The sequence below is a fragment of the Burkholderia sp. BCC0405 genome, assembly GCF_902833075.1.
Taxonomy (GTDB): Bacteria; Pseudomonadota; Gammaproteobacteria; order Burkholderiales; family Burkholderiaceae; genus Burkholderia.
In genome coordinates, this window is record NZ_CADFEO010000020.1 from 73,527 (window position 1) to 100,487 (window position 26,961).

The window sequence follows — 26,961 nt, forward strand, 5'->3', positions numbered from 1 at the left end:
TTTCGTCCGAGGTGTTGGGTGGGGCACAGGCCCCGATCGGGTTGTATGTTCCACGTGAAATTTCCGGACAAATGGCTCTCTGCACAGGCGCATCGATGTGCGGCGGCCGGGCCGGAAGCTTTGCAGAAGGGGCTTTGAACCACGGAGTCATCGGGCCGCCGCCAAAAAAACGACGAAATGCTCAGACCCTACCATTCGGATAGCCTTCGGGTGAAAAGCGAACCCGCTATAATTCGGCCCATACATTTCTCAGATAGGTTCGTGCGCTGTCCTGCGTACGGAATCCACCATGCTTTTTCCCACAGAATTTGACGTCATCGTCGTCGGTGGCGGCCATGCCGGCACCGAAGCCGCGCTGGCGTCCGCCCGCATGGGCGCAAAGACACTGCTGCTGACCCACAACATCGAAACACTTGGGCAGATGAGCTGCAATCCGTCGATCGGCGGCATTGGCAAGGGCCATCTGGTCAAGGAGGTCGACGCGCTGGGCGGCGCGATGGCGGCCGCGACGGACGAGAGCGGCATTCAGTTCCGGATCCTCAATTCGTCGAAGGGCCCGGCTGTGCGTGCGACGCGTGCGCAGGCCGATCGCATCCTGTACAAGGCTGCGATCCGCCACCGGCTCGAGAACCAGCCGAACCTCTGGCTGTTCCAGCAGGCCGTCGACGACCTGATGGTCGAAGGCGACCGCGTGGTGGGCGCCGTCACGCAGATCGGCATCCGCTTCCGCGCCCGCGCGGTCGTGCTGACCGCCGGTACGTTCCTCGACGGCAAGATCCACGTCGGCCTGAACAACTACACGGGCGGTCGCGCGGGCGATCCGGCGGCCGTGTCGCTGTCGTCGCACCTGAAGGAGCTGAAGCTGCCGCAGGGCCGCCTGAAGACCGGTACGCCGCCGCGTATCGATGGCCGTTCGATCGATTTCTCGCAGCTGACCGAACAGCCGGGCGATCTCGATCCGGTCCCTGTGTTCTCGTTCCTGGGCCGCGCGGAGCAGCATCCGCAGCAGCTGCCGTGCTGGGTCACGCACACGAATGAACGCACGCACGACATCATTCGTGGCGGTCTCGACCGTTCGCCTATGTATACAGGCGTGATCGAAGGCGTCGGACCGCGCTATTGCCCGTCGATCGAGGACAAGATTCACCGGTTCGCATCGAAGGAATCGCACCAGATCTTCCTGGAGCCGGAAGGGCTGACGACCAACGAGTTCTACCCGAACGGGATCTCGACGAGCCTGCCGTTCGACGTCCAGCTTGAGCTCGTGCACTCGATGCGCGGCCTCGAGAACGCGCATATCCTGCGCCCTGGCTACGCGATCGAGTACGACTACTTCGACCCACGCGCGCTGAAGGCGTCGCTCGAGACGAAGGCGATCAACGGGCTGTTCTTTGCGGGCCAGATCAATGGGACGACCGGCTATGAAGAGGCGGCCGCGCAGGGTCTGCTGGCCGGCCTCAATGCGGGCCGCTACGTGCAGGAGAAGGACGCATGGTGCCCGCGCCGCGACCAGGCCTACCTTGGCGTACTGGTCGATGATCTCGTGACGCGTGGCGTGGCCGAGCCGTACCGGATGTTCACAAGCCGTGCCGAGTATCGTCTCAGCCTGCGTGAAGACAATGCCGACATGCGCTTGACCGAGATCGGCCGCGAGCTTGGGCTCGTCGACGACGCGCGCTGGGACGCATTCAACCGGAAGCGCGACGCTGTTTCACGTGAAACCGAACGCCTGAAGTCGACGTGGGTCACGCCGAAGACGTTGCCGCCGGAAGAGGCGACCGCGCTCCTCGGCAAGGCGATCGATCACGAATACAGCCTCGCCGAGCTGCTGCGCCGTCCGGGTATCAGCTACGACGGCGTGTGCGGGCTGAAGGGCGGCGAATGTGGCCCCGCAGAGCCGCTGACCGACGATCCGGTGCTGCTCGAGCAGATCAAGGAGCAGGTCGAGATCGGCATCAAGTATCAGGGCTATATCGAGCGCCAGGCCTCCGAGATCGAGCGCAACGATGCGAACGAGAATACGCGCCTGCCGGACGGTATCGATTACCGCGAAGTCCGCGGCCTGTCGTTCGAGGTGAGCCAGAAGCTCAACGAGTTCCGGCCGGAGACGATCGGGCAGGCGTCGCGCATCTCGGGCGTCACGCCGGCGGCGATCTCGCTGCTGATGGTGCACCTGAAGCGCCGTGGCCTGGGCCGCCGTAATGGCACTGCCGAAGCGGCAACGGAGCAGGGGGACGGCGCCGTCCCGACGCAACAATGACGGCGCGTCGCGCGCCGGCGGTTAATCGGGACGTACTGGAACAGATGCTCGTCGAAGGTACGGCGGCGCTCGACCTCGCACTGACGGATGCACAACGCAACCAGCTGCTCGACTACGTCGCGCTGCTCGGCAAGTGGAACGCGGTCTACAACCTGACGGCGATTCGCGACCCGAAGCAGATGCTGATCCAGCACATCCTCGATTCGCTCTCCATCGTCTCGCATCTGCGTGGCCGCGCATCGGCCCGTGTGCTCGACGTCGGTTCGGGCGGCGGGCTGCCCGGTATCGTGCTGGCGATCGTCGAGCCGGACTGGCAGATCACGCTGAACGATATCGTGCAGAAGAAGTCTGCATTCCAGACTCAGATGCGCGCGGAGTTGAAGCTCGCGAACCTGTCGGTGGTCACCGGGCGGGTCGAATCGCTGCGGCCGGGTGTCGAAGTGCCGGAAAAATTCGACATGATCGTATCCCGCGCCTTCGCGGATCTGTCCGACTTCGTTAAACTTGCCCGACATCTGGTCGCGCCGGGCGGATCGATCTGGGCAATGAAGGGCGTCCATCCGGACGACGAGATTGCGCGATTGCCGGAAGGTAGCCGCGTGAAGCAGACGATACGGCTGGCGGTACCGATGCTCGATGCCGAACGGCATCTGATCGAAGTGGCCGTCGACGAAGCGAATTGAAGGGCAGGCGCGCAGTAGCGCGCCGTTTGTTTGAAGGTAAAGGGAACACACCAACGATGGCAAAGATCTTCTGCGTTGCGAACCAGAAGGGGGGCGTCGGCAAGACGACGACATCGGTCAATCTCGCCGCAAGCCTTGCAGCGCAGGAGCAACGAGTCCTGCTGATCGATCTCGACCCGCAGGGCAACGCGACGATGGGCAGCGGGATCGACAAGGCTGCTTGCGAATCGACCGTGTACGAGGTGCTGGTCGACGGCGTGTCGGTGACCGAAGCGCGCATCCGCCCGGACGGCGTCACCTACGATGTGCTGCCCGCGAACCGCGAGCTGTCCGGTGCCGAGATCGAACTGATCAACATCGACAACCGCGAGCGCCGGCTGAAGGCCGCGCTCGAGCACGTGGCCGACGAATACGACTTCGTGCTGATCGATTGCCCGCCGACGCTGTCGCTGCTGACACTGAACGGGCTGTGCGCGGCGCACGGCGTAGTCATCCCGATGCAGTGCGAATACTTCGCGCTGGAAGGGTTGTCCGACCTCGTCAACACGATCAAGCAGGTTCACGCGAACATGAACCGCGACCTGAAGATCATCGGCTTGCTGCGCGTGATGTTCGATCCGCGCATCACGTTGCAGCAGCAAGTCTCCGATCAACTGAAAGCGCACTTCGGCGACAAGGTGTTCGACGCGGTGATTCCGCGTAACGTGCGCTTGGCGGAAGCGCCGAGTTACGGGCTGCCGGGCGTCGTGTTCGACCGCAACTCGCGTGGTGCGCAAGCGTATCTCCAGTTCGGCGCCGAGATGATCGACCGCGTGCGCGCGTTCGAGGTGTCGTGATCCGGACATGAGCGAAGCGAGGAAGAAAGACATGAACGCGGTACCAAAGAAGAAGGGCTTGGGACGTGGCCTCGAAGCGCTGCTCGGCGGCAGTGCCGATATCACCGAAGCGGTGAAGATCGAAGGCGCACCGAACACGCTCGCGCTCGGCAAGCTGCAGGCCGGCAAGTACCAGCCGCGGACGCGGATGGACGAGGGCAGCCTGCAGGAGCTCGCGGCGAGCATTCGCGCGCAGGGCGTGATGCAGCCGATCCTGGTACGGCCCATTTCGTCAGACAAATACGAGATCATCGCAGGCGAGCGCCGTTTCCGTGCGGCGCGCCTGGCGGGCCTCGATGAAGTGCCGGTGCTCGTGAAGGACGTGTCGGATCAGGCCGCCGCGGCGATGGCGCTGATCGAGAACATCCAGCGCGAGGATCTGAACCCGCTTGAAGAGGCGCACGGTATCCAGCGCCTGCTCGACGAGTTCGGTTTCACGCACGAACAGGCGGCCGAATCGGTTGGCCGTTCGCGCAGCGCGGTGTCGAACCTGCTGCGCTTGCTGAACCTGGCCTCGCCGGTGCAGACGATGCTGCTGGCCGGTGATCTCGACATGGGGCATGCGCGCGCGCTGCTCGCCGTCGATGCTGCCACGCAGATCACGCTCGCCCATCAGGTCGTCAACAAGCGCATGTCGGTACGCGAGACAGAGAAGCTTGTCTCGCACACGACAAAGGAAGCGCCGTCCGTGAAGGCGCGCGCGAAGGACGACGGCGGCCGCGATACGCGCCGTCTCGAGGAGGAGTTGTCCGACCTGCTCGCGTCGACGGTGAAGATCAAACTTGGCCGCCGCGGGCGAGGGCAGGTGATGATCGACTTCGGCAACCTCGACGCGCTCGAGGGCATTCTCGCGCGACTGCGCGGCAACGTTGCAGCCGAAGAGTAACGGGTAGCCGATGGCGGAGACGGGCGCGCGGGCGCCGCGCAGTTGGCTCGGATGGCTTGCGCAGGAGCCCGTGCTATCGGTGCTCGCGCTGGGCCTGATCCTGCTGCAATGGGTGCGTCCGCAACCATTGTCCGTGTTGGCCGATCGCGTCGACTGGCAGACGGTCGCGACGCTTGCGGGCCTGTTGATGCTGACCAAGGCGCTCGAGCTGTCCGGCTGCCTGATGTGGCTCGCACACCGCATCGTGCATCACGTGCACTCCGAACGCGGCCTGGCGATGCTGCTGGTCGGATTCGCCGCGTTGCTGTCGATGTGGCTCACCAACGACGTCGCGCTGTTCGTCGTCGTGCCGTTGATGGTGTCGTTGCGTGCGCTGACACCGCTGCCGTTCCGGCGGCTCGTGATCGTCGTCGCGCTGGCCGTCAATGCGGGGTCCGTCGCGACGCCGCTCGGCAATCCCCAGAATCTTTTCCTGTGGCAATTGAGCGGCGTGTCGTTCGGCCGTTTCGTGGTCACGCTCGGGCCGCTCGCGATCGCGCTGATGGCGCTGCTGTTCGTGCTGACCGCGTGCGCATTTCGCGCGAAGCCGCTCGACCTGTCCGGCGACGTCGTTGCCATTCCCGTACAGCGCATGCACGCGCTGATCGCGGCGGTGCTGTTCGCGGCATTCGTGCTGCTCGCCGATGCACACCATCCGCTGCCGGGCCTGGTTGCCGTCGCGATCGTGCTGCTTGTCGTAAAACGTGATGCAGTCCTTAAGATCGACTGGCTGCTGCTCCTGATTTTCGTCCTGATGTTCGTCGTGCTGCGCAGCGCGGCTGCGCTGCCCGTCATCCATGACGCGATTGCGCATGCGCGCCTCGATTCATCGCTGCGCATCTTTGCGGCCGGTGCCGTGCTGTCGCAGGGCATCAGCAACGTGCCGGCCGCGATCCTGCTGTCGGAGTTCACGCGTGACTGGCGCGCGCTCGCGTTCGGCGTATCGGTCGGCGGATTCGGTTTCGCGATCGGCTCGCTGGCGAACCTGATCGCGGTGCGTCTCGCGAAGGAGCCGCGCATGTGGCTGCCGTTCCACCTGGTCTCGATTCCGTTCGCGCTCGCAAGCGCGGCACTCGGCGCATGGCTGCTCGTTCACGGTTGAGCGATGCGGATGTGCGTGGCACAGGCGTGCCATTCGTGTGGCGGGGAGGGTGCACAGCATTCGCGCTGGTGCGGGCTGTTGATAAGTGCGGCAATCCACAGTCGATCGACTGTGGTGGCGTGACAACTGATTGGATGGTTCGGCGCGTCAGCGTCGGTCCCAATTTCACGCAACCGGCGCGGCCGGGTGGTCACAGTGTTTCGTCTGCTTGGGGTGTCGAGCGGAGCCTGGGCCCCGAGCTGCGTCACAGCGTGGATCTTGGGCGGTGATCGCGCCGCTCCGCCAGCGCCCGCACCGGGCATCGTTTCCTCGCCATTCCCTCATCGCCGGATGTTTTCGAGCAAGAAATACCGGCGCAAAAAAGCGACCTTACAACTGTCATCGTACGTCGTCGAATCGCGTGTTTTTTCACATGATGAGGCGTCGTTTTACGCAGGTTTTTGTCGCGTCTAAAGCCTTGAATCACTTGCAACTATCGCTTACAATCGCCCGGATTTGTTAGCTAGGCACCCCTGAAAGCTTTCGGAAAGCTTGGGGCCGGGTTCAAGGATTTTGCGGAAGATTGCGATGGCGGGTCAGGCGCCGGACGACAGGCACGACGATCAGCGCACGCAACGCACCGCTTTAGCGGCCGGCGAGCGGCGCGAATTCGATGATGACTGGGATGTCGAGCAGCAAGATAACAACATCGTTCCGCTCACACGGGCAGAAGCCGAAAAGCTGTTCGGCCCGAACGTGAGCAAGCCCTCGCGCGTGACTCCCTACAAGGTGGTATTCGCGCAAGTGGTTCTGTCCCTGGTTGCAACGCTGGCGTGGTGGCTGTTTTCGAAGTCGCCGGGCGCCGCTGCGCAATCCGCGTTTCTGGGCGGGGCGATTGGCTGGGTGCCCAGTGCGGTGTTCGTGGCACGACTGAAGGCAGGTGGCTCGGCCACCGTGATGAGCTGGGTGATGGGCGAAGCCCTGAAGCTCGGCCTGACGATCGGGATGTTCGCAGCAGTGGCGTTCGGCTGGGCCGGCGTGCACTGGGTGCCGTTCCTCGTCACGTACCTCGTCGTGCTGAAGACGTATTGGATCGCGCTGGCCTGGCGGTAAGGAACAAGCAGCGTGCGGTTTCGACAACGAACCGCACCGGCCCGTTCCCGCAATAGGGTGTTGCGGAACTGGCAAAACGATTTTCGACAATTTGGGTGGCATTAACGATATGGCAGCTAGCGAAGGCACGCGTGGTCCGGATCCGTCCGAGTACATTGCGCACCACTTGCAGAATTTCTCCACCTCGCATCAGACGTCGATTTTCGACATCCACGTCTGGAATCTCGACACGCTGTTCTGGTCGATCGTTTGCGGCATCGTGACGATCCTCGTGCTGCGTCTGGCTGCCCGCAAGGCGACGTCGGGCGTGCCGGGCCGTTTCCAGTGCGCGATCGAGATGCTCGTCGAGATGGTCGAAGACCAATCGAAGGCCATCGTTCACGGCAATCGTACCTTCATCGCTCCGCTCGCGCTCACGGTGTTCGTGTGGGTCGCGCTGATGAACTCCCTCGACTTCCTCCCCGTCGACCTGCCGGGCCGCGTGATCGGCTGGCTCGGTCTGTCGGACGTGATTACCCACCATCGCATCGTCCCGACGGCCGACCTGAACGGCACGCTCGGCATCGCGCTCGGCGTGTTCGTCCTGATGATCTACTACAGCATCAAGATCAAGGGCGCGGGCGGCTTTGTGCATGAGCTGCTGTCGGCTCCGTTTGGCGCCCACCCGCTGCTGTGGATCCCGAACCTCGCGCTCAACATCGTCGAATATCTCGCGAAGACCGTCTCCCTCGGTATGCGGCTGTTCGGCAACATGTACGCGGGTGAGCTGTTGTTCCTGTTGATCGCCCTGCTCGGCAGCATGTGGAGCTTCGGTGGCGACGCAACGTTCCTCGGCTTCGTTGGCCATGTGATCGCGGGTAGCGTCTGGGCAATCTTCCACATCCTGATTGTTCTGTTGCAGGCATTCATTTTCATGATGCTGACGCTGGTGTATCTCGGCCAGGCGCACGACAAGCATTAAGCGCGGCGTGCAAGAAAGAGTTTCCGTTTTAGTTTTTTAAATCTCAGTTCCAAGTCTTTTCACAAAGGAGTGATCATGCAAGCTTACATCGCCAACATCCAGGGTCTGACCGCCATCGGTATCGGCATCATCATCGGCCTGGGTGCAATCGGCGCCTGTATCGGTATCGCGCTGATGGGTGGTAAGTACATCGAAGCCTGCGCACGTCAGCCGGAACTCATCAACCCGCTGCAAACGAAGATGTTCCTGCTGGCTGGTCTGATCGACGCGGCATTCCTGATCGGCGTGGGTGTTGCAATGCTGTTCGCGTTCGCGAACCCGCTCCTGTCGAAGCTCGCAGGCTAAGGTTCCTCGGAAATATGCGTCCGGCGCAAGCCGGCGCAGGGCGGAACGGAGACTTGGGGCGCTGATCGAATGCAACTCGATGAGCGCCTTACCGTTTCATTTTTCCGGAATAGCAGATAAGGAAACACCGTGAATCTCAACGCAACTCTGTTTGCGCAAATGGTCGTGTTCCTGGTCCTCGCGTGGTTCACGATGAAATTCGTGTGGCCGCCGTTGATCAACGCCCTCGACGAACGTTCGAAGAAGATCGCCGACGGCCTCGCCGCCGCCGAAAAGGGCAAGGCAGAACTCGACGCAGCGCACAAGCGCGTGGACCAGGAACTCGCGCAGGCCCGCAATGACGGCCAGCAGCGCATCGCCGACGCCGAAAAGCGTGCCCAGGCGGTCGCCGAGGAAATCAAGGCCAACGCCCAGGCTGAAGCCGCCCGCATCATCGCCCAGGCGAAGGCGGAAGCAGAACAGCAAATCGTGAAGGCGCGCGAAGCGCTGCGTGGCGAAGTCGCTACGCTGGCCGTGAAGGGCGCCGAGCAGATCCTGAAGCGCGAAGTCGATCAAACGGCCCACGCCCAACTGCTGAATCAACTGAAAGCCGAGCTCTGATCATGGCCGAACTTGCAACCATCGCCCGCCCTTACGCAGAAGCGCTGTTCCGCGTGGCCGAGGGCGGTGACATCGCCGCCTGGTCCACGCTCGTGCAAGAGCTGGCCCAGGTTGCGCGTCTGCCGGAAGTCCTGTCGGTCGCGTCGAGCCCGAAGGTGACGCGCACGCAAGTAGCCGAGTTGCTGCTTGCTGCGGTGAAGTCGCCGCTCGCGGCTGGCGCTGAAGCGAAGAACTTCGTGCAGATGCTGGTCGACAATCATCGCATCGCGCTGCTGCCGGAAATCGCCGAGCAGTTCGAGGCGCTCAAGAACGAACGTGAAGGTGCAGCCGACGCCGAGATCGTGAGCGCGTTCCCGCTGAACGGCGCGGATCTCGAGAGTCTCGTCTCGGGCCTCGAGCGCAAGTTCAAGCGCAAGCTGAAACCGACGGTCGAAGTCGATTCGTCGCTGATCGGCGGCGTGCGCGTGACGGTCGGCGACGAAGTGCTCGACACCTCGGTTCGCGCGCGCCTCGCATCGATGCAGGCTGCGTTGACCGCCTGAGCGCCACGCCGGCACGCAACAGAATTGACTATCAGGAGCGAATAATGCAACTCAATCCCTCTGAGATCAGCGAGCTGATCAAGAGCCGGATCCAGGGCCTTGAAGCGAGCGCAGACGTTCGCAACCAGGGCACCGTGATCTCCGTGACCGACGGTATCGTGCGTATCCACGGCCTGTCGGACGTGATGCAGGGCGAAATGCTCGAGTTTCCGGGCAACACGTTCGGCCTCGCGCTGAACCTCGAGCGCGACTCGGTCGGCGCGGTGATTCTCGGCGAATACGAACACATCTCGGAAGGCGACATCGTCAAGACGACGGGCCGCATTCTCGAAGTGCCGGTCGGTCCGGAACTCGTCGGCCGCGTGGTCGATGCGCTCGGCAACCCGATCGACGGCAAGGGCCCGGTCAACGCGAAGCTGACCGACGCGATCGAAAAGATCGCCCCGGGCGTGATCTGGCGCAAGTCGGTGTCGCAGCCGGTGCAGACGGGCATCAAGTCGATCGACGCAATGGTGCCGATCGGCCGTGGCCAGCGTGAGCTGATCATCGGCGACCGTCAGTGCGGCAAGACCGCGGTGGCGCTCGACGCGATCATCAACCAGAAGGGCAAGGACCTGATCTGTATCTACGTCGCGATCGGCCAGAAGGCTTCGTCGATCATGAACGTGGTTCGCAAGCTCGAAGAAACGGGCGCGATGGAATACACGATCGTCGTCGCCGCTTCGGCTTCGGATTCGGCAGCGATGCAGTACCTCGCACCGTACGCCGGCTGCACGATGGGCGAATACTTCCGCGACCGTGGCCAAGACGCGCTGATCATTTACGACGACTTGACCAAGCAAGCCTGGGCATACCGTCAGATCTCGCTGCTGCTGCGCCGCCCGCCCGGCCGTGAAGCATACCCGGGTGACGTGTTCTATCTCCACTCGCGTCTGCTCGAGCGCGCGGCTCGCGTGTCGGAAGAGTACGTCGAGAAGTTCACGAACGGCGAAGTGAAGGGCAAGAGCGGTTCGCTGACGGCACTGCCGGTCATCGAAACGCAGGCGGGCGACGTGACCGCGTTCGTTCCGACGAACGTGATCTCGATTACCGACGGCCAGATCTTCCTGGAAACCGACCTGTTCAACGCAGGCATCCGCCCGGCAATCAACGCCGGCGTGTCGGTGTCGCGCGTCGGTGGCGCCGCTCAGACGAAGGTCGTGAAGAAGCTGTCGGGCGGTATCCGTACCGACCTCGCGCAGTATCGTGAACTGGCGGCATTTGCCCAGTTCGCGTCGGACCTCGACGAAGCGACCCGCAAGCAGCTCGAGCGCGGCCGCCGCGTGACGGAACTGCTGAAGCAGCCGCAGTACCAGCCGCTGCAGGTGTGGGAACTGGCCGTGTCGCTGTACGCCGCAAACAACGGCTACCTCGACGACCTCGACGTCAAGCAAGTGCTGTCGTTCGAGAAGGGCCTGCGCGAAAGCCTGAAGACCAGCAACGCTGACCTCATCAAGCGCATCGAAGACACCAAGGATCTCTCGAAGGACGACGAAGGCGCACTGCGCTCGGCGATCGAATCCTTCAAGAAGTCCGGTGCCTATTGATCCGCGAGTGACACACTGAGGCCGCGCGGGTGCTGATGCGCCCGCGCCGCTTCGGTCAAGGAGCAAGCTATGGCTGGAATGAAGGAAATTCGCGGCAAGATCAAGAGCGTGCAGAACACGCGCAAGATCACGAAGGCGATGGAGATGGTGGCCGCATCGAAGATGCGCCGCGCGCAGGAACGCATGCGCGCCGCTCGCCCGTATGCGGACAAGGTCCGTGCCATCGCCGCGCACATGAGCCGCGCGAACCCGGAGTACCGCCACCCGTTCATGGTGGCGAACGACGGCGCGCAGACGGCCGGCATCATCCTCGTCACGACGGACAAGGGGCTGTGCGGCGGTCTGAACACCAACGTGCTGCGTGCGACGGTGCAGAAGTTCAAGGAGCTGGAAGAGAAGGGCCAGAAGGTCGAAGCCACCGCAATCGGTAGCAAGGGCCTCGGGTTCCTGAACCGCTTCGGCGCGAAGGTGATGTCGCAGGTCGTGCACCTCGGCGACACCCCGCACCTGGACAAGCTGATCGGCGCGGTGAAGACGCAGCTCGACCTGTACTCGGAAGGCAAGCTGTCGGCCGTTTATATCGCGTACACGCGCTTCGTCAACACGATGAAGCAGGAAGCCGTGATCGAGCAGCTGCTGCCGCTGTCGTCGGAGCACTTCGAAGCCGATGACGGTACGCCGGCCACGTCGTGGGACTACATCTACGAGCCGGACGCGCAGGCAGTCGTCGACGAACTGCTCGTGCGTTACGTCGAGGCGCTGGTGTACCAGGCCGTCGCGGAAAACATGGCGTCCGAGCAATCGGCGCGCATGGTCGCGATGAAGGCCGCGTCCGACAACGCGAAGACGGTGATCAGCGAACTGCAGCTCGTGTACAACAAGAGCCGTCAGGCCGCGATTACGAAAGAACTGTCGGAGATCGTCGGCGGCGCAGCTGCTGTTTAAGCGCGCGCCACGGACGACAACTGCGCCTTTGCGCGAGTAAAGAATCAGGTATTTAAAGGAAAAGCGATGAGTACTGCTGCTTTGGTAGAAGGCAAGATCGTACAGTGCATCGGCGCCGTTATCGACGTGGAATTCCCGCGCGACAGCATGCCGAAGATCTACGACGCGCTTATTCTCGATGGCTCGGAACTGACGCTCGAAGTCCAGCAGCAGCTGGGCGACGGCGTGGTCCGCACCATTTGTCTGGGTGCATCCGACGGCCTGCGCCGCGGCCTGACCGTGAAGAACACGGCAAAGCCGATCTCGGTGCCGGTCGGCAAGCCGACCCTCGGCCGGATCATGGACGTGCTCGGCCGTCCGATCGACGAAGCCGGCCCGATCGAAAGCGAACATACGCGTTCGATCCACCAGAAGGCTCCGGCGTTCGACGAACTGTCGCCGTCGACCGAACTGCTCGAAACGGGTATCAAGGTTATCGACCTGATCTGCCCGTTCGCAAAGGGCGGCAAGGTTGGCCTGTTCGGCGGTGCTGGCGTGGGCAAGACCGTCAACATGATGGAGCTCATCAACAACATCGCGAAGGAACACGGTGGTTACTCCGTGTTCGCGGGCGTGGGCGAGCGTACCCGTGAAGGGAACGACTTCTACCACGAAATGAAGGACTCGAACGTTCTCGACAAGGTCGCGCTGGTGTACGGCCAGATGAACGAGCCGCCGGGCAACCGTCTGCGCGTCGCGCTGACCGGCCTGACGATGGCCGAGCACTTCCGTGACGAAGGCCTCGACGTGCTGTTCTTCGTCGACAACATCTACCGTTTCACGCTGGCCGGTACCGAAGTGTCGGCACTGCTCGGCCGTATGCCGTCGGCAGTGGGCTATCAGCCGACGCTGGCTGAAGAAATGGGCAAGCTGCAAGAGCGCATCACGTCGACCAAGAAGGGCTCGATTACGTCGGTCCAGGCCGTGTACGTCCCTGCGGACGACTTGACCGACCCGTCGCCGGCTACGACCTTCGGCCACCTGGACGCAACCGTCGTTCTGTCGCGTGACATCGCTTCGCTGGGTATCTACCCGGCGGTCGACCCGCTCGACTCGACGTCGCGCCAGATCGACCCGAACGTGATCGGTGAAGAGCACTACACGATCACCCGTCGCGTTCAGCAAACGCTGCAGCGCTACAAGGAACTGCGCGACATCATCGCGATTCTGGGTATGGACGAACTGTCGCCGGAAGACAAGCTGTCGGTCGCGCGCGCTCGTAAGATCCAGCGTTTCCTGTCGCAGCCGTTCCACGTTGCTGAAGTGTTCACGGGCTCGCCGGGCAAGTACGTGCCGCTGAAGGAAACGATCCGCGGCTTCAAGATGATCGTCGACGGCGAGTGTGACCACCTGCCGGAACAGGCGTTCTACATGGTCGGCACGATCGACGAAGCCTTCGAAAAGGCCAAGAAGATCTCGTAAGGGTTCGAGTGAGTCGCACGGCGCGTGCTGGCTGGGTGTCGGTCTTCACTGACCGGTAACCGGGCCGGTCGCGCCGACCGCAACACGCTCAATCCGCCGTGCATGGGACGAGGGCAGGCGCCGCGAGGCGTTCGCACTCGTCGACAGGAGTCGATATGGCAACCATCAAAGTAGACGTCGTCAGCGCGGAAGAGCAGATCTTCTCGGGCGAGGCGAAATTCGTCGCGCTGCCGGGCGAAACGGGTGAGCTGGGTATTCTGCCGGGCCACACGCCGCTGATCACGCGGATTCGTCCGGGTGCGGTGCGCATCGAAGTCGAGGGCGGCAACGACGAATTCGTGTTCGTCGCGGGCGGCATTCTCGAAGTGCAGCCGGGCGCCGTGACGGTGCTCGCCGATACCGCGATCCGCGGCAAGGATCTCGACGCGGCGAAAGCCGAGGAAGCACGCAAGCGTGCCGAGGAAACGCTGCAGAACGCGAAGTCGGATCTCGACCTCGCGAAGGCGCAATCCGAGCTTGCGACCGCGATGGCGCAGCTCGAGGCGATCCAGCGTCTGGCGAAGATTCGCAGCCGGCACTGAGCCGCGCCGCGTATCCCGCGAAAGAAAGCAGCCTTCGGGCTGCTTTTTTTTCGCCTGTCGCGTTCGTCTGATTTTTGCGGGCCGGATCATTCCGTCCGGTCGTGCTATTTCATCCGTCGGCCGCGATTTGCTGTCAGAGTGTCGTCAGCCGCGCGCGTCATCATCTGCGTCGAGGCCGTCCGTCGCGATTGCGCGGCGGAGGCGGGCGCCGCAAGTGCGCAGGCCGACCAGACCAAAAGGACGGAGACATTCATGGCAGCAGACCTTGGCGTGGGGGCGCTGATCGCGCCCGAAAACGGATTGTCGTACGTACGCGGCACGACCGACGTTCCGCTCTCCGAAGCGACGATCAGCCGGTTCCTGCTCGACACGGCGGGCCGCTTTCCCGATCGTCCGGCCGTCGTGTTCCGCGAGCAGCAGGTGCGCTGGACCTGGCGCGAGTTCGCGAACGAGGTCGACGTGCTGGCGTCCGGCCTGGCCTCGCTCGGCATCGTGAAGGGCGATCGCGTCGGCATCTGGTCGCCGAACCGCAGCGAATGGCTGCTCACGCAGTTCGCGACGGCGCGGATCGGCGCCGTGCTCGTCAACATCAATCCGGCCTACCGGCTGTCGGAGCTCGAATACGCGCTGAACAAGGTCGGCTGCAAGGCCGTGATCGCCGCCGAGCGCTTCAAGACTTCCGCGTACGTCGAGATGCTGCAGACCATCGCGCCGGAGCTCGCGAGCGCGACGCCGGGCGATCTGCATGCGGCCCGCGTGCCGAGCCTGCGCACGGTCGTGTCGATGGGCGACGTCGCGCCGGCCGGCATGTTCCGCTTCGCGGACGTGATGGCGCGCGGCCGCCAGGCCGTCGGTCCCGCGCTGCTCGATGCGATCGGCGCGACGCTCGCGGCCAGCGAGCCGATCAACATCCAGTTCACGAGCGGCACGACCAGCAGCCCGAAGGGCGCGACGCTCACGCATCGCAACGTCGTCAACAACGGGCGCTCGATCGCGGCGGCGATGCGCTTCACCGAGCAGGACACGCTGTGCATCCCGGTGCCGCTGTATCACTGTTTCGGGATGGTGCTCGCGGTGCTCGCGTGCGTGTCGAAGGGCGCGGCGATGGTGTTCCCGGGCGAGGCGTTCGACCCGGTCGCGACGCTCGCGGCGGTGGCCGACGAGCGCTGCACCGCGCTGCATGGCGTGCCGACGATGTTCATCGCGGAGCTCGTTCACCCCGAGTTCGCGAAATTCGACCTGTCGACGTTGCGCACCGGGATCATGGCCGGTTCGCCGTGCCCGATCGAGACGATGAAGCGCGTCGTGTCGCAGATGCACCTGTCGGAGATCACGATTGCGTACGGGATGACGGAAACGAGCCCCGTGTCGTTCCAGAGCTCGACCGACGATCCGCTCGAAAAGCGCACGACGACGGTCGGCCGCATCCAGCCGCATCTGGAGGTGAAGATCGTCGACCCGAACGGCGAGATCGTGCCGGTCGGCGCAACCGGCGAGCTGTGCACGAAGGGCTATTCGGTCATGCTCGGCTACTGGGACGACGACGCGAAGACGCGCGAGGTGCTGGTGGACGGCTGGATGCATACGGGCGACCTTGCGACGCTCGATGCGGACGGCTACTGCAACATCGTCGGCCGGCTGAAGGACATGGTGATTCGCGGCGGCGAGAACGTCTATCCGCGCGAGATCGAGGAATTCCTGTTTCGGCATCCGAAGATCCAGAGCGCGCAGGTATTCGGCGTGCCCGATGCGAAGTACGGCGAGGAGCTGTGTGCGTGGATCGTGCTGCGCGCGGACGAGCAGATGACCGAGGACGACGTGCGTGCGTTCTGCAACGGGCAGATCGCGCACTACAAGATCCCGCGCTACATCCGCTTCGTCGACGAGCTGCCGATGACGGTGACGGGCAAGGTGCAGAAATTCGTGATGCGCGACCGGATGATCGAGGAGCTGAAGCTCGACGTGCAGAAGACCGCGTAGTGCGGCATGAAGGCGGGAAAAACGCGGCGGCCTGCGGGCCGTTGCGCTTTCGATGGACGAAAAAAAGCGGGCTTATTAGCCCGCTAAAAACCACACGCTACGGGGTTAGCGCGAGGAGACCAAAGATGAAACCGAGTCCGGCGGGGGGCCGGAAACGACTCCAACAGGGATGCCCCTCGGAAGGGCTTCGGTACGTGACCGACTGGCTCGCAGCGCTTCGCGTCCGCTCACACTTGGCACACGAGACCGCATCCGTGTTGAAACCGTTGAGGCCATTGTGGGCGAATTAATGACCCGTCGCGGTAACAAAGTGTTTCAGGTTGTAACGCCCGCCAGATAAGGCTTTCCGGGATTTTTTGCTGTTTTTGAGGGCCTGAAAAAGGTCATTTTTACTCATATTTTCCGCAGCGTTTTCAGCGCATGCGCACGATGCGTTTTTCATGCGTATCAGGCTCGACGAACTGCCGATTTGCACGTGAGAAAATGCGCCTTCCGGCCGATACCGCGCATGACGATTCATTCGTCGGAAAGATTTTGAAACGTGATCGGCACGCGTGGAAGTCGGCCGTTCGGCCAATTCGGTGGCTTCGGGCCGATTTTCCGGGCGCCGGCGCGCTGCGCCGAACTGTAACGGCGGCGCTTTGGCTGCCGCCGCGCAGCGGCTTTCGCGGCGGTAGCCGCGGGGTCGGTGCCTGCTACCTGTCGCCGTGCGCGTGCCCGCTTACTTCAGCCATTTGTCCGAAATCGCCTGGTATTCGCCGGTCGACAGCGCGAGATGCAGCCACTGATCGACGTACTGCTGGAACGCGACGTCGCCGCGCGGCACCATGTACGCCTTCTCGCCGAACTGGAACGGCTTGTCCGGATGCACCGAGCACAGGCCCGGATTCAGCTTTTGCTGCAGCAGCGTCTCGGACGCATCCGTCACCATCACGTCCGCCTTGCCGGCGAGGATCTGCTTGAAGATCGTTACGTTGTCCGGATAGACGGTGAGGTTCGCATGCGTGAAATGCTGCTTCGCGAACCGCTCGTTGGTGCCGCCCGGGTTCACGATCACGCGCGTCTCCGGCCGGTCGATCTGCGCGACGGTCTGGTATTTGCCGGCGTCCGCGCAGCGCACGATCGGCGTCTTGCCGTCCACCACGTACGGCTGCGTGAAGAACACGCGCTTCTGGCGCTCGAGCGTCGTCGACACGCCGCCCACCGCGATGTCGCATTTCGCGACGAAATCGCCGGTCAGGTTCGGCCAGCTCGTCTTCACGTAATCGGCCTTCACGCCGAGCGACTTCGCGAGCGATTCGGCCATGTCGATGTCGATGCCCTCGAAGCGGCCGTCCGCACGGTAGTACGAATACGGCTTGTAGTCGCCCGTCGTGCACACGCGCAGCGTGCCGCGCGCGAGCACGTCGTCGAGCCGCGAGCCGGCGCCCGGTGCGGCGGCGGTGCCTGCGCCAGTCTGCGCGTGCGCCGCGGCGCAGCAAAGCAATGCGGCGGCGGCGAGCGTGGCGAGTGTCTTCATCGGTCTCCTCCTTCGTTTCGTTCGATATGAGCGTCCGATCATAACGGAGCCATCGCGCGCGTCATATGGCCGCCATCGCGTCGGCAAGCGCGGCCCGACGGCGGCTGTCCGGTAAAATGCCGCTTTGCCCTCGCATCGTCGCTCCTACCGTGGCCCATAACCTGCTCAACGACACCTTCCTGCGTGCGCTTCTGCGCGAGCCGACCGACTACACGCCGATCTGGCTGATGCGCCAGGCCGGCCGCTACCTGCCCGAATACAACGCGACGCGCGCGCGCGCCGGCAGCTTCCTCGGCCTCGCGAAGCATCCCGACTACGCGACCGAAGTGACGCTGCAGCCGCTCGAGCGCTTCCCGCTCGACGCCGCGATCCTGTTCTCGGACATCCTGACGATTCCCGACGCGATGGGGCTCGGCCTCGACTTCCAGGTCGGCGAAGGGCCGAAGTTCGCGCATCCGGTGCGTACCGAGGCCGACGTCGCGAAGCTCGCGGTGCCGGACATCGAAGAGACGCTCGGCTACGTGACGGGCGCTGTGCGCGAGATCCGTCGCGCGCTCACCGACGGCCAGGGCCGCCAGCGCGTGCCGCTGATCGGTTTTTCGGGCAGCCCGTGGACGCTCGCGTGCTATATGGTCGAAGGCGGCGGGTCGGACGATTTCCGCACGGTGAAGTCGATGGCGTATTCGCGTCCCGACCTGATGCACCGGATCCTCGACGTGAACGCGCAGGCGGTGGCTGCGTACCTGAACGCGCAGATCGAAGCGGGCGCGCAGGCCGTGATGATCTTCGATACGTGGGGCGGCGCGCTGGCGGACGGCGCGTACCAGCGTTTCTCGCTGGACTACATCCGCCGCGTGGTCTCGCAGCTCAAGCGCGAGCACGACGGCGAGCGCGTGCCGGTGATCACGTTCACGAAGGGCGGCGGGCTGTGGCTCGAGGAGATCGCGGCGACCGGCGTCGACGCGGTCGGGCTCGACTGGACGGTCAACCTCGGCCACGCGCGCGAACGCGTTGCGGGCAAGGTCGCGCTGCAGGGCAACCTCGATCCGACGATCCTGTTTGCGCCGCCCGCCGCCGTACGCGAGCAGGCGCGCGCGGTGCTCGACAGCTATGGCAACCATCCGGGCCATGTATTCAACCTCGGGCACGGCATTTCGCAATTCACATCGCCCGATCACGTCGCCGAACTCGTCGACGAAGTGCATCGCCACAGCCGCTCGATCCGTAGCGGAGCCGCGGGCTGAGCGCAAGCGCTGTCATGCTGCACTGCGGCGTGACAGCGTTTCGCTATCGGAACTAAACAGGACGCAACCCCGCACCGGTTGCCGATTCAGTGCTTGTCAAGACTTGACTTATACACATTTTCCACGTTGCAGCGCGGTAGAGCCCTGTATCGGTCAATTTGTCTCGCTATGGTTCGGTAATTTGAATAGCAGCCTTATGGAATAAGGCTCAGCGGGGCACCGCAACAAGCGGCGAAAATCCGCGCAAAGCACGGCCCCGCGCGCGTTGCGGCCAGTGAGCGGCGAGTTCTCAACAAAGTTATCCACAGGCTGGGCAGGGTATACGGCGATTCCTAATGCGAATCCAAAACTTAGCGCCGAATCTGAAGTTTTACTTTAAGTTCGCTGCCCCGATGCGAGCGCGGATGTCGGCCGTCCATGCCCATGCGGCGCATGCCGCCGTCGGAGTGCCGTCATGAGCGGCACCTATCTGCGCGTCGCGCTCGACCATCCGCTCGCCACCCTGTTCGATTACCGCTGCGACGTGCAACCGCCGCCCGGGCCGGGCACGCTCGTGCAGGTGCCGTTCGGCAAGCGGCAGGCCGTCGGGCTCGTCTGTGAAGTGACGACTCACACCGAGGTGCCGCCGTCCCGGCTGCGCGCGATCGACGCGATCTGCGCCGACCTGCCGCCGTTGTCGCCGGACTGGCTCGCGCTCGTGTCGTTTGCCGCCGACTACTACCAGCGCGGGCGTGGCGAGGTCGCGTTGCCGGCGCTGCCGCAGGCGCTGCGCGATGCCGGGCGCTGGGGGCGGCTGCTCGCGCCCGAAGTGCGTTACCGGCCGACGGAAGCCGGCCGCGCGGCGCTGCCCGAGGCGCTGCCCGCCCGCGGGGCCGCGCTGCGGCGGCTCGCGCAGGCGCTGGTCGACACCGGCTCGCTGGCGCTGCCGGATGCGCGCGCGCTTCACCCGAAGGCGGCGGTCACGCTCGACGACTGGGCGACGCGCGGCTGGGTCGACGTCGAGGAGATCGGCTGGGCCAATGCGCCTGTGCCCAAAGCTGTGGATAACCTGTTGGCAGCCGGTGGACGAACTGTGCCGCCGGCGCTCACGGACCAGCAGGCCGAGGCGCTCGACGCGATTCGCGCCGCGCAGGGCTTCGCGCCGTTCCTGCTGCACGGCGTGACGGGCAGCGGCAAGACCGAAGTCTATCTGCATGCGCTCGCGTCGCTGCTCGACGCACGGCCGGATGCGCAGGCGCTCGTGCTCGTTCCCGAAATCAACCTGACGCCGCAATTCGAGGCCGCGTTTCGCGCGCGCTTCGCGGGCGCCCTCGCCGACGACGCGATCGTCACGCTGCACAGCGGGCTCGCCGAGGGCGAGCGTGCGCGCAACTGGCTCGCCGCGCATACGGGACGCGCGCGGATCGTGCTCGGCACGCGCCTCGCGGTGCTCGCGTCGATGCCGACGCTCGCGCTGATCGTCGTCGACGAGGAGCACGAGCCCGCGTACAAGCAGCAGGAAGGGTTGCGCTATTCGGCGCGCGATCTCGCCGTGTGGCGCGCGAAGCAGCTCGGCATCACGGTCGTGCTCGGCTCGGCGACGCCGTCGCTCGAAAGCTGGTGGCAGGCCGAGCAGGGCCGCTACACGCGGCTCACGCTGTCGCGCCGCGCGGTAGCCGACGCGACGCTGCCGACCGTGCGGCTGATCGACCTCGAAGAGGAGCGGCGGCGCGGGCGCGCGTCGCTGGGCGGGCTGTCGGGGCCGCTCGTCGCGGCGCTGAAGGCGCGGCTCGAGCGCGGCGAACAGAGCCTCGTGTTCCTGAACCGGCGCGGCTACGCTCCGCAGCTCGCGTGCGATGCCTGCGGCTGGGTGGCCGGCTGCCCGCGCTGCAGCGCGTACGTCGTGCTGCACAAGCCCGAGCACGCGCTGCGCTGCCATCACTGCGGCTGGGAAGCGCGCATTCCGAGATCGTGCCCCGAGTGCGGCAACGTCGACATCGCGCCGCTCGGGCGCGGCACGCAACGCATCGAGGAGGCGCTCGCCGAGGCCGTGCCGGGCGCGCGCGTGCTGCGGATCGACGCGGACAGCACACGCCGCAAGGGCAGCGCGCAGGCGCTCTTTTCCGACGTGCACGCGGGCGAGGTCGATATCCTCGTCGGCACGCAGATGATCGCGAAGGGGCACGACTTTCAGCGCGTGTCGCTCGTCGGTGTGCTCAATGCCGACACCGCGCTGTTCTCGCACGACTTCCGCGCGAGCGAACGGCTGTTCGCGCAGCTGATGCAGGTGAGCGGCCGCGCGGGGCGGGCCGGGCTGCCGGGCGAGGTGCTCGTGCAGACGCGTTACCCGCGTCACGCGCTGTACCACGCGCTCGGGCGGCAGGATTACGTCGGCTTCGCGAATTCGACGCTCGGCGAGCGCCGCGACGCGCACCTGCCGCCGTTCGTCTACCAGGCGCTGTTGCGCGCCGAAGGGCGAACGCTCGATGCGGCGCTCGCGTTCCTGCTGCAGGCCGCGGCCGCGTTGCCGGGGCTGCCGGGCGCCGATCGCGTGACCGTCTACGACGCGGTGCCGATGACGATCGTCAAGGTCGCGAACGTCCATCGTGCGCAGTTACTGCTCGAAAGCGCGTCGCGGGCGGCGCTGCAGCATGCGCTGCGCGCATGGCAGCCGGAGCTGCGCGCGCTGAAGGGCGTGCTGCGGTGGAGCGTCGAGGTCGATCCGCTGGATATCTGAGCGGCGCGCCGTGCGCTCGCCGTGCTGCGTGCCGCCCCATTGAAGCCGGGCCCGCCGGGGCCGTGCGCCCCCAAGCCGTCTTTTGCCGCACGGCTGCGCCTCGGCGCCACACCCGCCGTCACACCCAGTGCAACCCATTTTCGTCCGCCGCCTCGCGCGCGGAAGGTTGCGCACGCATGTCAAATCGGCCCGCTCAGGGAAAACACCGATCCTCCGACCACGGGCAACCCCTAGGTTGCAACGTTCTAAGTGGCTGATTATATTGACTAACCTAAGGGTGCAACCCATCTCTCAATGTGGTTGCACCTTTTTATTGCGTGCCGTAGGATTTCGCGCATCCTCTCACACCCTATTGCCGGGCTCGCACCGGCGCACGAACCCACCATGGCAAGCACGACTCTCGGCGTCAAAGTCGACGACCTTCTCCGCTCGCGCCTCAAGGATGCCGCCGCGCGTCTCGAGCGCACTCCCCACTGGCTGATCAAGCAGGCGATCTTCGCGTACCTCGAGCGGATCGAGCACGGCCAGTTGCCGCCCGAGTTGTCGGGCCACAGCGGCGTCACGGAGCTCGCCGACGGCCAGGCCGCGGACGGCGACGACGACAACTCGCCGCATCCGTTCCTCGAGTTCGCGCAGAACGTGCAGCCGCAATCGGTGCTGCGCGCGGCGATCACGGCGGCGTACCGCCGCCCCGAGCCGGAATGCGTGCCGTTCCTGCTCGGCCAGGCGCGCCTGCCCGCGAACCTGCAGGCGGACGTGCAGGCGCTCGCGACGAAGCTCGTCGAGGCGCTGCGCGAGAAGAGCTCGGGCGGCGGCGTCGAGGGGCTGATCCACGAGTTCTCGCTGTCGAGCCAGGAAGGCGTGGCGCTGATGTGCCTCGCCGAAGCGCTGCTGCGCATTCCCGATCGCGCGACGCGCGATGCGCTGATCCGCGACAAGATCAGCAAGGGCGACTGGCGCTCGCACGTCGGCCACGCGCCGTCGCTGTTCGTGAACGCGGCGACCTGGGGGCTGATGATCACCGGCAAGCTCGTGACGACCAACAGCGAAGCCGGGCTGTCGTCGGCGCTGACGCGCCTGATCGGCCGCGGCGGCGAGCCGCTGATCCGCAAGGGCGTCGACATGGCGATGCGCCTGATGGGCGAGCAGTTCGTCACCGGCGAGACGATCTCCGAAGCGCTGGCGAACAGCCGCAAGTACGAAGCGCGCGGCTTCCGCTACTCGTACGACATGCTCGGCGAAGCGGCGACGACCGAAGAGGACGCGCAGCGCTACTACGCGTCGTACGAACAGGCGATCCACGCGATCGGCAAGGCAGCCGGGGGCCGCGGCATCTACGAAGGCCCGGGCATCTCGATCAAGCTGTCGGCGCTGCATGCGCGCTACTCGCGTTCGCAGCAGGACCGCACGATGAGCGAGCTGCTGCCGCGCGTGCGCGCCCTCGCGCTGCTCGCACGCCGCTATGACATCGGCCTGAACATCGACGCCGAAGAGGCCGACCGGCTCGAGCTGTCGCTCGACCTGCTCGAGGCGCTGTGCTTCGATCCGGATCTCGCGGGCTGGAACGGCATCGGCTTCGTCGTGCAGGGCTACCAGAAGCGCTGCCCGTTCGTGATCGATTACCTGATCGATCTCGCGCGCCGCAGCCGTCACCGCCTGATGATCCGCCTCGTGAAGGGCGCGTACTGGGATTCCGAGATCAAGCGTGCGCAGGTCGATGGCCTCGAAGGCTATCCGGTCTACACGCGCAAGATCTACACCGACGTGTCGTACCTCGCGTGCGCGAAGAAGCTGCTCGCGGCGCCGGACGCCGTCTACCCGCAGTTCGCGACGCACAACGCTTACACGCTGGCCGCGATCTACCAGCTCGCGGGCCAGAACTACTACCCGGGCCAGTACGAATTCCAGTGCCTGCACGGGATGGGCGAGCCGCTGTACGAGGAAGTCACCGGCCGCGACAAGCTGAACCGTCCGTGCCGCGTGTACGCACCGGTCGGCACGCACGAGACGCTGCTCGCGTACCTGGTGCGCCGCCTGCTCGAGAACGGCGCGAACACGTCGTTCGTGAACCGCATCGCGGATAAAACCGTGTCGGTGAAGGAGCTGGTCGCCGATCCGGTCGACGAAGCGTCGAAGGTCGTGCCGCTCGGCGCGCCGCACGCGAAGATCCCGCTGCCGCGCAACCTGTACGGCGACGAGCGTCCCAACTCGATGGGCCTCGACCTGTCGAACGAACACCGTCTCGCGTCGCTGTCGTCCGCACTGCTCGCGAGCGCGCATTTCCCGTGGCGCGCGGCGCCGATGCTTGCCGACGACACGCTCGCCGATGCGCCGGCCCGCGACGTGCGCAACCCGGCCGACCAGCGCGACCTGGTCGGCACGGTCAGCGAAGCGACGGCCGAACACGTGAGCGCGGCACTCGCGCACGCGGTGGCCGCCGCGCCGATCTGGCAGGCGACGCCGGTCGATGCGCGTGCCGATTGCCTGGTGCGCGCGGCCGACCTGCTCGAAGCGCAGATGCACACGCTGATGGGCCTGATCGTGCGCGAAGCCGGCAAATCGCTGCCGAACGCGATCGCCGAGATCCGCGAAGCGGTCGACTTCCTGCGCTATTACGCGGCACAGATCCGCGGCGAATTCTCGAACGACACGCACCGTCCGCTGGGCCCCGTGGTCTGTATCAGCCCGTGGAACTTCCCGCTCGCGATCTTCATGGGCCAGGTCGCCGCGGCACTCGCCGCCGGCAACACGGTGCTCGCGAAGCCGGCCGAACAGACGCCGCTGATCGCCGCCCAGGCCGTGCGCCTGCTGCGCGAGGCCGGCGTGCCGGCCGGTGCGGTGCAACTGCTGCCGGGTACCGGCGAGACCGTCGGTGCGGCGCTGGTGGCCGATCCGCGTACGCGTGCGGTGATGTTCACCGGCTCGACCGAAGTCGCGCGCCTGATCAACAAGACGCTCGCCTCGCGCCTCGACCCGGACGGCAAGCCGATCCCGCTGATCGCGGAGACGGGCGGCCAGAACGCGATGATCGTCGACTCGTCGGCGCTCGCGGAGCAAGTCGTCGCGGACGTGATGCAGTCGTCGTTCGACTCGGCCGGTCAACGGTGTTCGGCGCTGCGCGTTCTGTGTCTGCAGGACGACGTCGCGGATCGCACGCTGACGATGCTCAAGGGCGCGATGCACGAGCTGGCGCTCGGCAATCCCGACCGCCTGTCGACCGACGTCGGCCCGGTGATCGACGCCGAAGCGAAGCAGACGATCGACGCGCACGTCGCGGCGATGAAGGACAAGGGGCACGCCGTCACGCAACTGCCGGCGCCCGAGGCCTGTGCGCACGGCACGTTCGTGCCGCCGACTTTGATTGAGATCGGCAGCATCGACGAGCTCAAGCGCGAGGTGTTCGGCCCCGTGCTGCACGTGGTGCGTTACCGCCGCAGTCAGCTCGACAAGCTGCTGGAGCAGATCCGCGCGACCGGCTACGGCCTGACGCTCGGCATCCACACGCGGATCGACGAAACGATCGCGCACGTGATTTCGAATGCGCACGTCGGCAACATCTACGTGAACCGCAACGTGATCGGCGCGGTGGTCGGCGTCCAGCCGTTCGGCGGCGAAGGGCTGTCGGGCACGGGCCCGAAGGCTGGCGGCGCGCTGTACCTGCAGCGCCTGCTCGCGACGCGTCCGTCGGGCCTGCCGCGTTCGCTCGCGCAGATGCTGATCGCGGACGGCGCGGTGGAAGGCGACGCGCGCGGCAACCCGGCGGCGGCGCTCACGACGCTGCGCGACTGGCTGATCGAGCAGCGCGAGCCGGCGCTGGCCGCGCGCTGCGACGGCTATCTGGCCCAGGTGCCGGCCGGTGCGACCGCGGTGCTGACCGGTCCGACAGGCGAGCGAAACACGTATACACTCGGCCCGCGCGGCACGGTGCTGTGTGTCGCGGCGACGCCGGGCGGTGCGCGCGCGCAGTTCGCGGCAGTGCTCGCAACCGGCAACCGCGCGCTGTTCGCGGGCGCGGCCGGCGAGGCGCTGGTCGCCGCGCTGCCGGCGTCGCTGAAGGCGCACGCGACCGTGCGCAAGCAGGCCGACGCGCCGTTCGACGCGGTGCTGTTCGAAGGCGACAGCGACGAACTGCAGACGCTCGTGAAGGACGTCGCGCAGCGGCCGGGCCCGATCGTGTCGGTGCAGGGCGTGTCGGTGGGCGCGTTCGAGAACGGCGATGCGGAAGATTACGCGCTGGAACGGCTGCTGACGGAGCGCTCGGTGAGCGTGAACACGGCCGCGGCGGGCGGCAATGCGAATTTGATGACGATCGGCTGATCATCCTTGCCGTTCGGATCAAACAAAAGAAGCGGCAAGGCGATCCCGAAGCCGCTTCATTTACCCTGGTACCAAGGAGATGCTATGCAACACACGATGAAAAAGCTGGCAGGCGCGACGTTCGTCGCGGTCATGTCGCTGGCGGGGACGGCCCATGCGGATGACGTGAAGATCGGTTACGCAGGGCCGATGACGGGCGCGCAGGCGCACTACGGCAAGGATATGCAGAACGGGATCGTGCTCGCGATCGAGGATTTCAACGCGACGAACCCGAAGATCGGCGGCAAGCCGGTGAAGTTCACACTCGACACGCAAGACGACCAGGCCGACCCGCGCACCGGCACGACGGTTGCGCAGAAGCTCGTCGACGACGGCATCAAGGGCATGCTCGGCCACTTCAACTCGGGCACGACGATCCCGGCTTCGCGCATCTACGCGAACGCGGGCATTCCGCAGATCGCGATGGCGACCGCACCGGAATACACGCAGCAGGGCTACAAGACGACCTTCCGCATGATGACGTCCGACACGCAGCAGGGCTCGGTGGCCGGCACGTTCGCGTCGAAGGATCTCGGCATGAAGAAGATCGCGATCGTCGACGACCGCACGGCCTACGGCCAGGGTCTCGCCGACCAGTTCGAGAAGGCCGCGAAGGCCGGCGGCGCGTCGATCGTCGACCGTGAATTCACGAACGACAAGGCTGTCGACTTCAAGGCGATCCTGACCAAGCTGAAGGCTGCGAAGCCGGATCTCGTCTACTACGGCGGCGCGGATTCGCAGGCGGCGCCGATGGTCAAGCAGATGAAGACGCTCGGCATCACCGCTCCGCTGATGAGCGGCGAAATGGTGAAGACGCCGACGTTCCTGAAGATCGCGGGCAACGCGGCCGACGGCACGATCGCTTCGCTGGCAGGCCTCCCGCTGGAAGAAATGCCGGGCGGCAAGACGTACGCGGACAAGTACAAGAAGCGCTTCGGCGAAGACGTGCAGACGTACTCGCCGTATGCGTACGACGGTGCGATGGCGCTGTTCAACGCGATGAAGAAGGCCGATTCGACCGATCCGGCGAAGTACCTGCCGCTGCTCGCGAAGACCGACATGGCCGGTGTGACGTCGACGCACGTCGCGTATGACGCGAAGGGCGACCTGAAGAACGGCGGCATCACGATGTACAAGGTCGAGAAGGGCGAGTGGAAGCCGCTGAAGAGCATTGGCGGCAAGTAAGCA

At 65.2% G+C, this 26,961-nt stretch carries 20 protein-coding genes; 19 read left to right on the plus strand and 1 reads right to left on the minus strand.

The window, feature by feature from the left end:
* Nucleotides 1–289: 289 nt before the first annotated feature.
* From mnmG to HWX36_RS28060, 15 genes are all read left to right on the plus strand, one after another.
* The gene (mnmG, locus tag HWX36_RS27990) at nucleotides 290–2,260 is read left to right on the plus strand and encodes a tRNA uridine-5-carboxymethylaminomethyl(34) synthesis enzyme MnmG (RefSeq protein ID WP_175956639.1); all 1,971 of its coding nucleotides are present in this window, start codon (nucleotides 290–292) and stop codon (nucleotides 2,258–2,260) included.
* Nucleotides 2,257–2,943, plus strand: a complete 687-nt coding sequence (gene rsmG / locus HWX36_RS27995; RefSeq protein WP_175956641.1) for a 16S rRNA (guanine(527)-N(7))-methyltransferase RsmG — start codon at nucleotides 2,257–2,259, stop codon at nucleotides 2,941–2,943. Before mnmG ends, rsmG begins: the two co-directional genes overlap by 4 nt.
* 56 nt (nucleotides 2,944–2,999) lie before the next feature.
* The gene (locus tag HWX36_RS28000; protein WP_175956643.1) at nucleotides 3,000–3,779 is read left to right on the plus strand and encodes a ParA family protein; all 780 of its coding nucleotides are present in this window, start codon (nucleotides 3,000–3,002) and stop codon (nucleotides 3,777–3,779) included.
* 31 nt (nucleotides 3,780–3,810) lie between these two features.
* A complete protein-coding gene (locus HWX36_RS28005) occupies nucleotides 3,811–4,704 on the plus strand; it encodes a ParB/RepB/Spo0J family partition protein (protein WP_175956645.1) in 894 nt (297 codons plus the stop codon).
* A 10-nt stretch (nucleotides 4,705–4,714) separates the two neighbouring features.
* On the plus strand, nucleotides 4,715–5,845 hold the full coding sequence (locus tag HWX36_RS28010; protein ID WP_175956647.1) for an SLC13 family permease: 1,131 nt from the start codon (nucleotides 4,715–4,717) through the stop codon (nucleotides 5,843–5,845).
* A gap of 567 nt (nucleotides 5,846–6,412) precedes the next feature.
* The gene (locus tag HWX36_RS28015; protein WP_175956649.1) at nucleotides 6,413–6,937 is read left to right on the plus strand and encodes an ATP synthase subunit I; all 525 of its coding nucleotides are present in this window, start codon (nucleotides 6,413–6,415) and stop codon (nucleotides 6,935–6,937) included.
* Between the two features lie 109 nt (nucleotides 6,938–7,046).
* The gene (gene atpB, locus HWX36_RS28020) at nucleotides 7,047–7,898 is read left to right on the plus strand and encodes a F0F1 ATP synthase subunit A (protein WP_175956651.1); all 852 of its coding nucleotides are present in this window, start codon (nucleotides 7,047–7,049) and stop codon (nucleotides 7,896–7,898) included.
* A gap of 75 nt (nucleotides 7,899–7,973) precedes the next feature.
* Nucleotides 7,974–8,243 carry a F0F1 ATP synthase subunit C gene (gene atpE, locus HWX36_RS28025; protein ID WP_006482730.1) on the plus strand — a complete coding sequence of 90 codons (270 nt, stop codon included), beginning with the start codon at nucleotides 7,974–7,976 and terminating at the stop codon, nucleotides 8,241–8,243.
* Nucleotides 8,244–8,372: 129 nt separating this feature from the next.
* Entirely contained in the window at nucleotides 8,373–8,843 is a 471-nt protein-coding gene (locus HWX36_RS28030; RefSeq protein ID WP_039351436.1) for a F0F1 ATP synthase subunit B, read from the plus strand.
* A gap of 2 nt (nucleotides 8,844–8,845) precedes the next feature.
* A complete protein-coding gene (locus HWX36_RS28035; RefSeq protein WP_040142773.1) occupies nucleotides 8,846–9,385 on the plus strand; it encodes a F0F1 ATP synthase subunit delta in 540 nt (179 codons plus the stop codon).
* Between the two features lie 44 nt (nucleotides 9,386–9,429).
* Nucleotides 9,430–10,971 (plus strand): F0F1 ATP synthase subunit alpha, encoded by a 1,542-nt coding sequence (gene atpA / locus HWX36_RS28040; RefSeq protein WP_011350525.1) that lies wholly within the window; start codon nucleotides 9,430–9,432, stop codon nucleotides 10,969–10,971.
* A gap of 69 nt (nucleotides 10,972–11,040) precedes the next feature.
* On the plus strand, nucleotides 11,041–11,916 hold the full coding sequence (atpG, locus tag HWX36_RS28045) for a F0F1 ATP synthase subunit gamma (RefSeq protein WP_057927954.1): 876 nt from the start codon (nucleotides 11,041–11,043) through the stop codon (nucleotides 11,914–11,916).
* A gap of 66 nt (nucleotides 11,917–11,982) precedes the next feature.
* Nucleotides 11,983–13,377 carry a F0F1 ATP synthase subunit beta gene (gene atpD / locus HWX36_RS28050; protein WP_175956652.1) on the plus strand — a complete coding sequence of 465 codons (1,395 nt, stop codon included), beginning with the start codon at nucleotides 11,983–11,985 and terminating at the stop codon, nucleotides 13,375–13,377.
* Between the two features lie 155 nt (nucleotides 13,378–13,532).
* On the plus strand, nucleotides 13,533–13,958 hold the full coding sequence (locus tag HWX36_RS28055) for a F0F1 ATP synthase subunit epsilon (RefSeq protein WP_006477288.1): 426 nt from the start codon (nucleotides 13,533–13,535) through the stop codon (nucleotides 13,956–13,958).
* Nucleotides 13,959–14,210: 252 nt separating this feature from the next.
* Complete coding sequence (locus HWX36_RS28060) at nucleotides 14,211–15,938, plus strand: AMP-binding protein (protein ID WP_175956654.1); 1,728 nt, start codon at nucleotides 14,211–14,213, stop codon at nucleotides 15,936–15,938.
* Between the two features lie 721 nt (nucleotides 15,939–16,659).
* On the opposite strand, the gene HWX36_RS28065 is transcribed toward HWX36_RS28060, so the two are convergent.
* Nucleotides 16,660–17,457, minus strand: coding sequence for a transporter substrate-binding domain-containing protein (locus HWX36_RS28065; protein WP_175956655.1), 798 nt, complete (start codon nucleotides 17,455–17,457; stop codon nucleotides 16,660–16,662).
* Between the two features lie 149 nt (nucleotides 17,458–17,606).
* Here HWX36_RS28065 and hemE point away from each other — a divergent pair, with 149 nt between their 5' ends.
* The 4 genes from hemE (at nucleotide 17,607) to HWX36_RS28085 (ending at nucleotide 26,958) form a co-directional block, all read left to right on the plus strand.
* On the plus strand, nucleotides 17,607–18,701 hold the full coding sequence (gene hemE / locus HWX36_RS28070; protein WP_226199219.1) for a uroporphyrinogen decarboxylase: 1,095 nt from the start codon (nucleotides 17,607–17,609) through the stop codon (nucleotides 18,699–18,701).
* A gap of 454 nt (nucleotides 18,702–19,155) precedes the next feature.
* The gene (locus HWX36_RS28075) at nucleotides 19,156–21,417 is read left to right on the plus strand and encodes a primosomal protein N' (protein WP_175956658.1); all 2,262 of its coding nucleotides are present in this window, start codon (nucleotides 19,156–19,158) and stop codon (nucleotides 21,415–21,417) included.
* A 384-nt stretch (nucleotides 21,418–21,801) separates the two neighbouring features.
* On the plus strand, nucleotides 21,802–25,734 hold the full coding sequence (putA, locus tag HWX36_RS28080; protein ID WP_175956659.1) for a trifunctional transcriptional regulator/proline dehydrogenase/L-glutamate gamma-semialdehyde dehydrogenase: 3,933 nt from the start codon (nucleotides 21,802–21,804) through the stop codon (nucleotides 25,732–25,734).
* Nucleotides 25,735–25,818: 84 nt separating this feature from the next.
* Nucleotides 25,819–26,958, plus strand: a complete 1,140-nt coding sequence (locus HWX36_RS28085) for a branched-chain amino acid ABC transporter substrate-binding protein (protein ID WP_175956661.1) — start codon at nucleotides 25,819–25,821, stop codon at nucleotides 26,956–26,958.
* Nucleotides 26,959–26,961 lie beyond the last annotated feature (3 nt).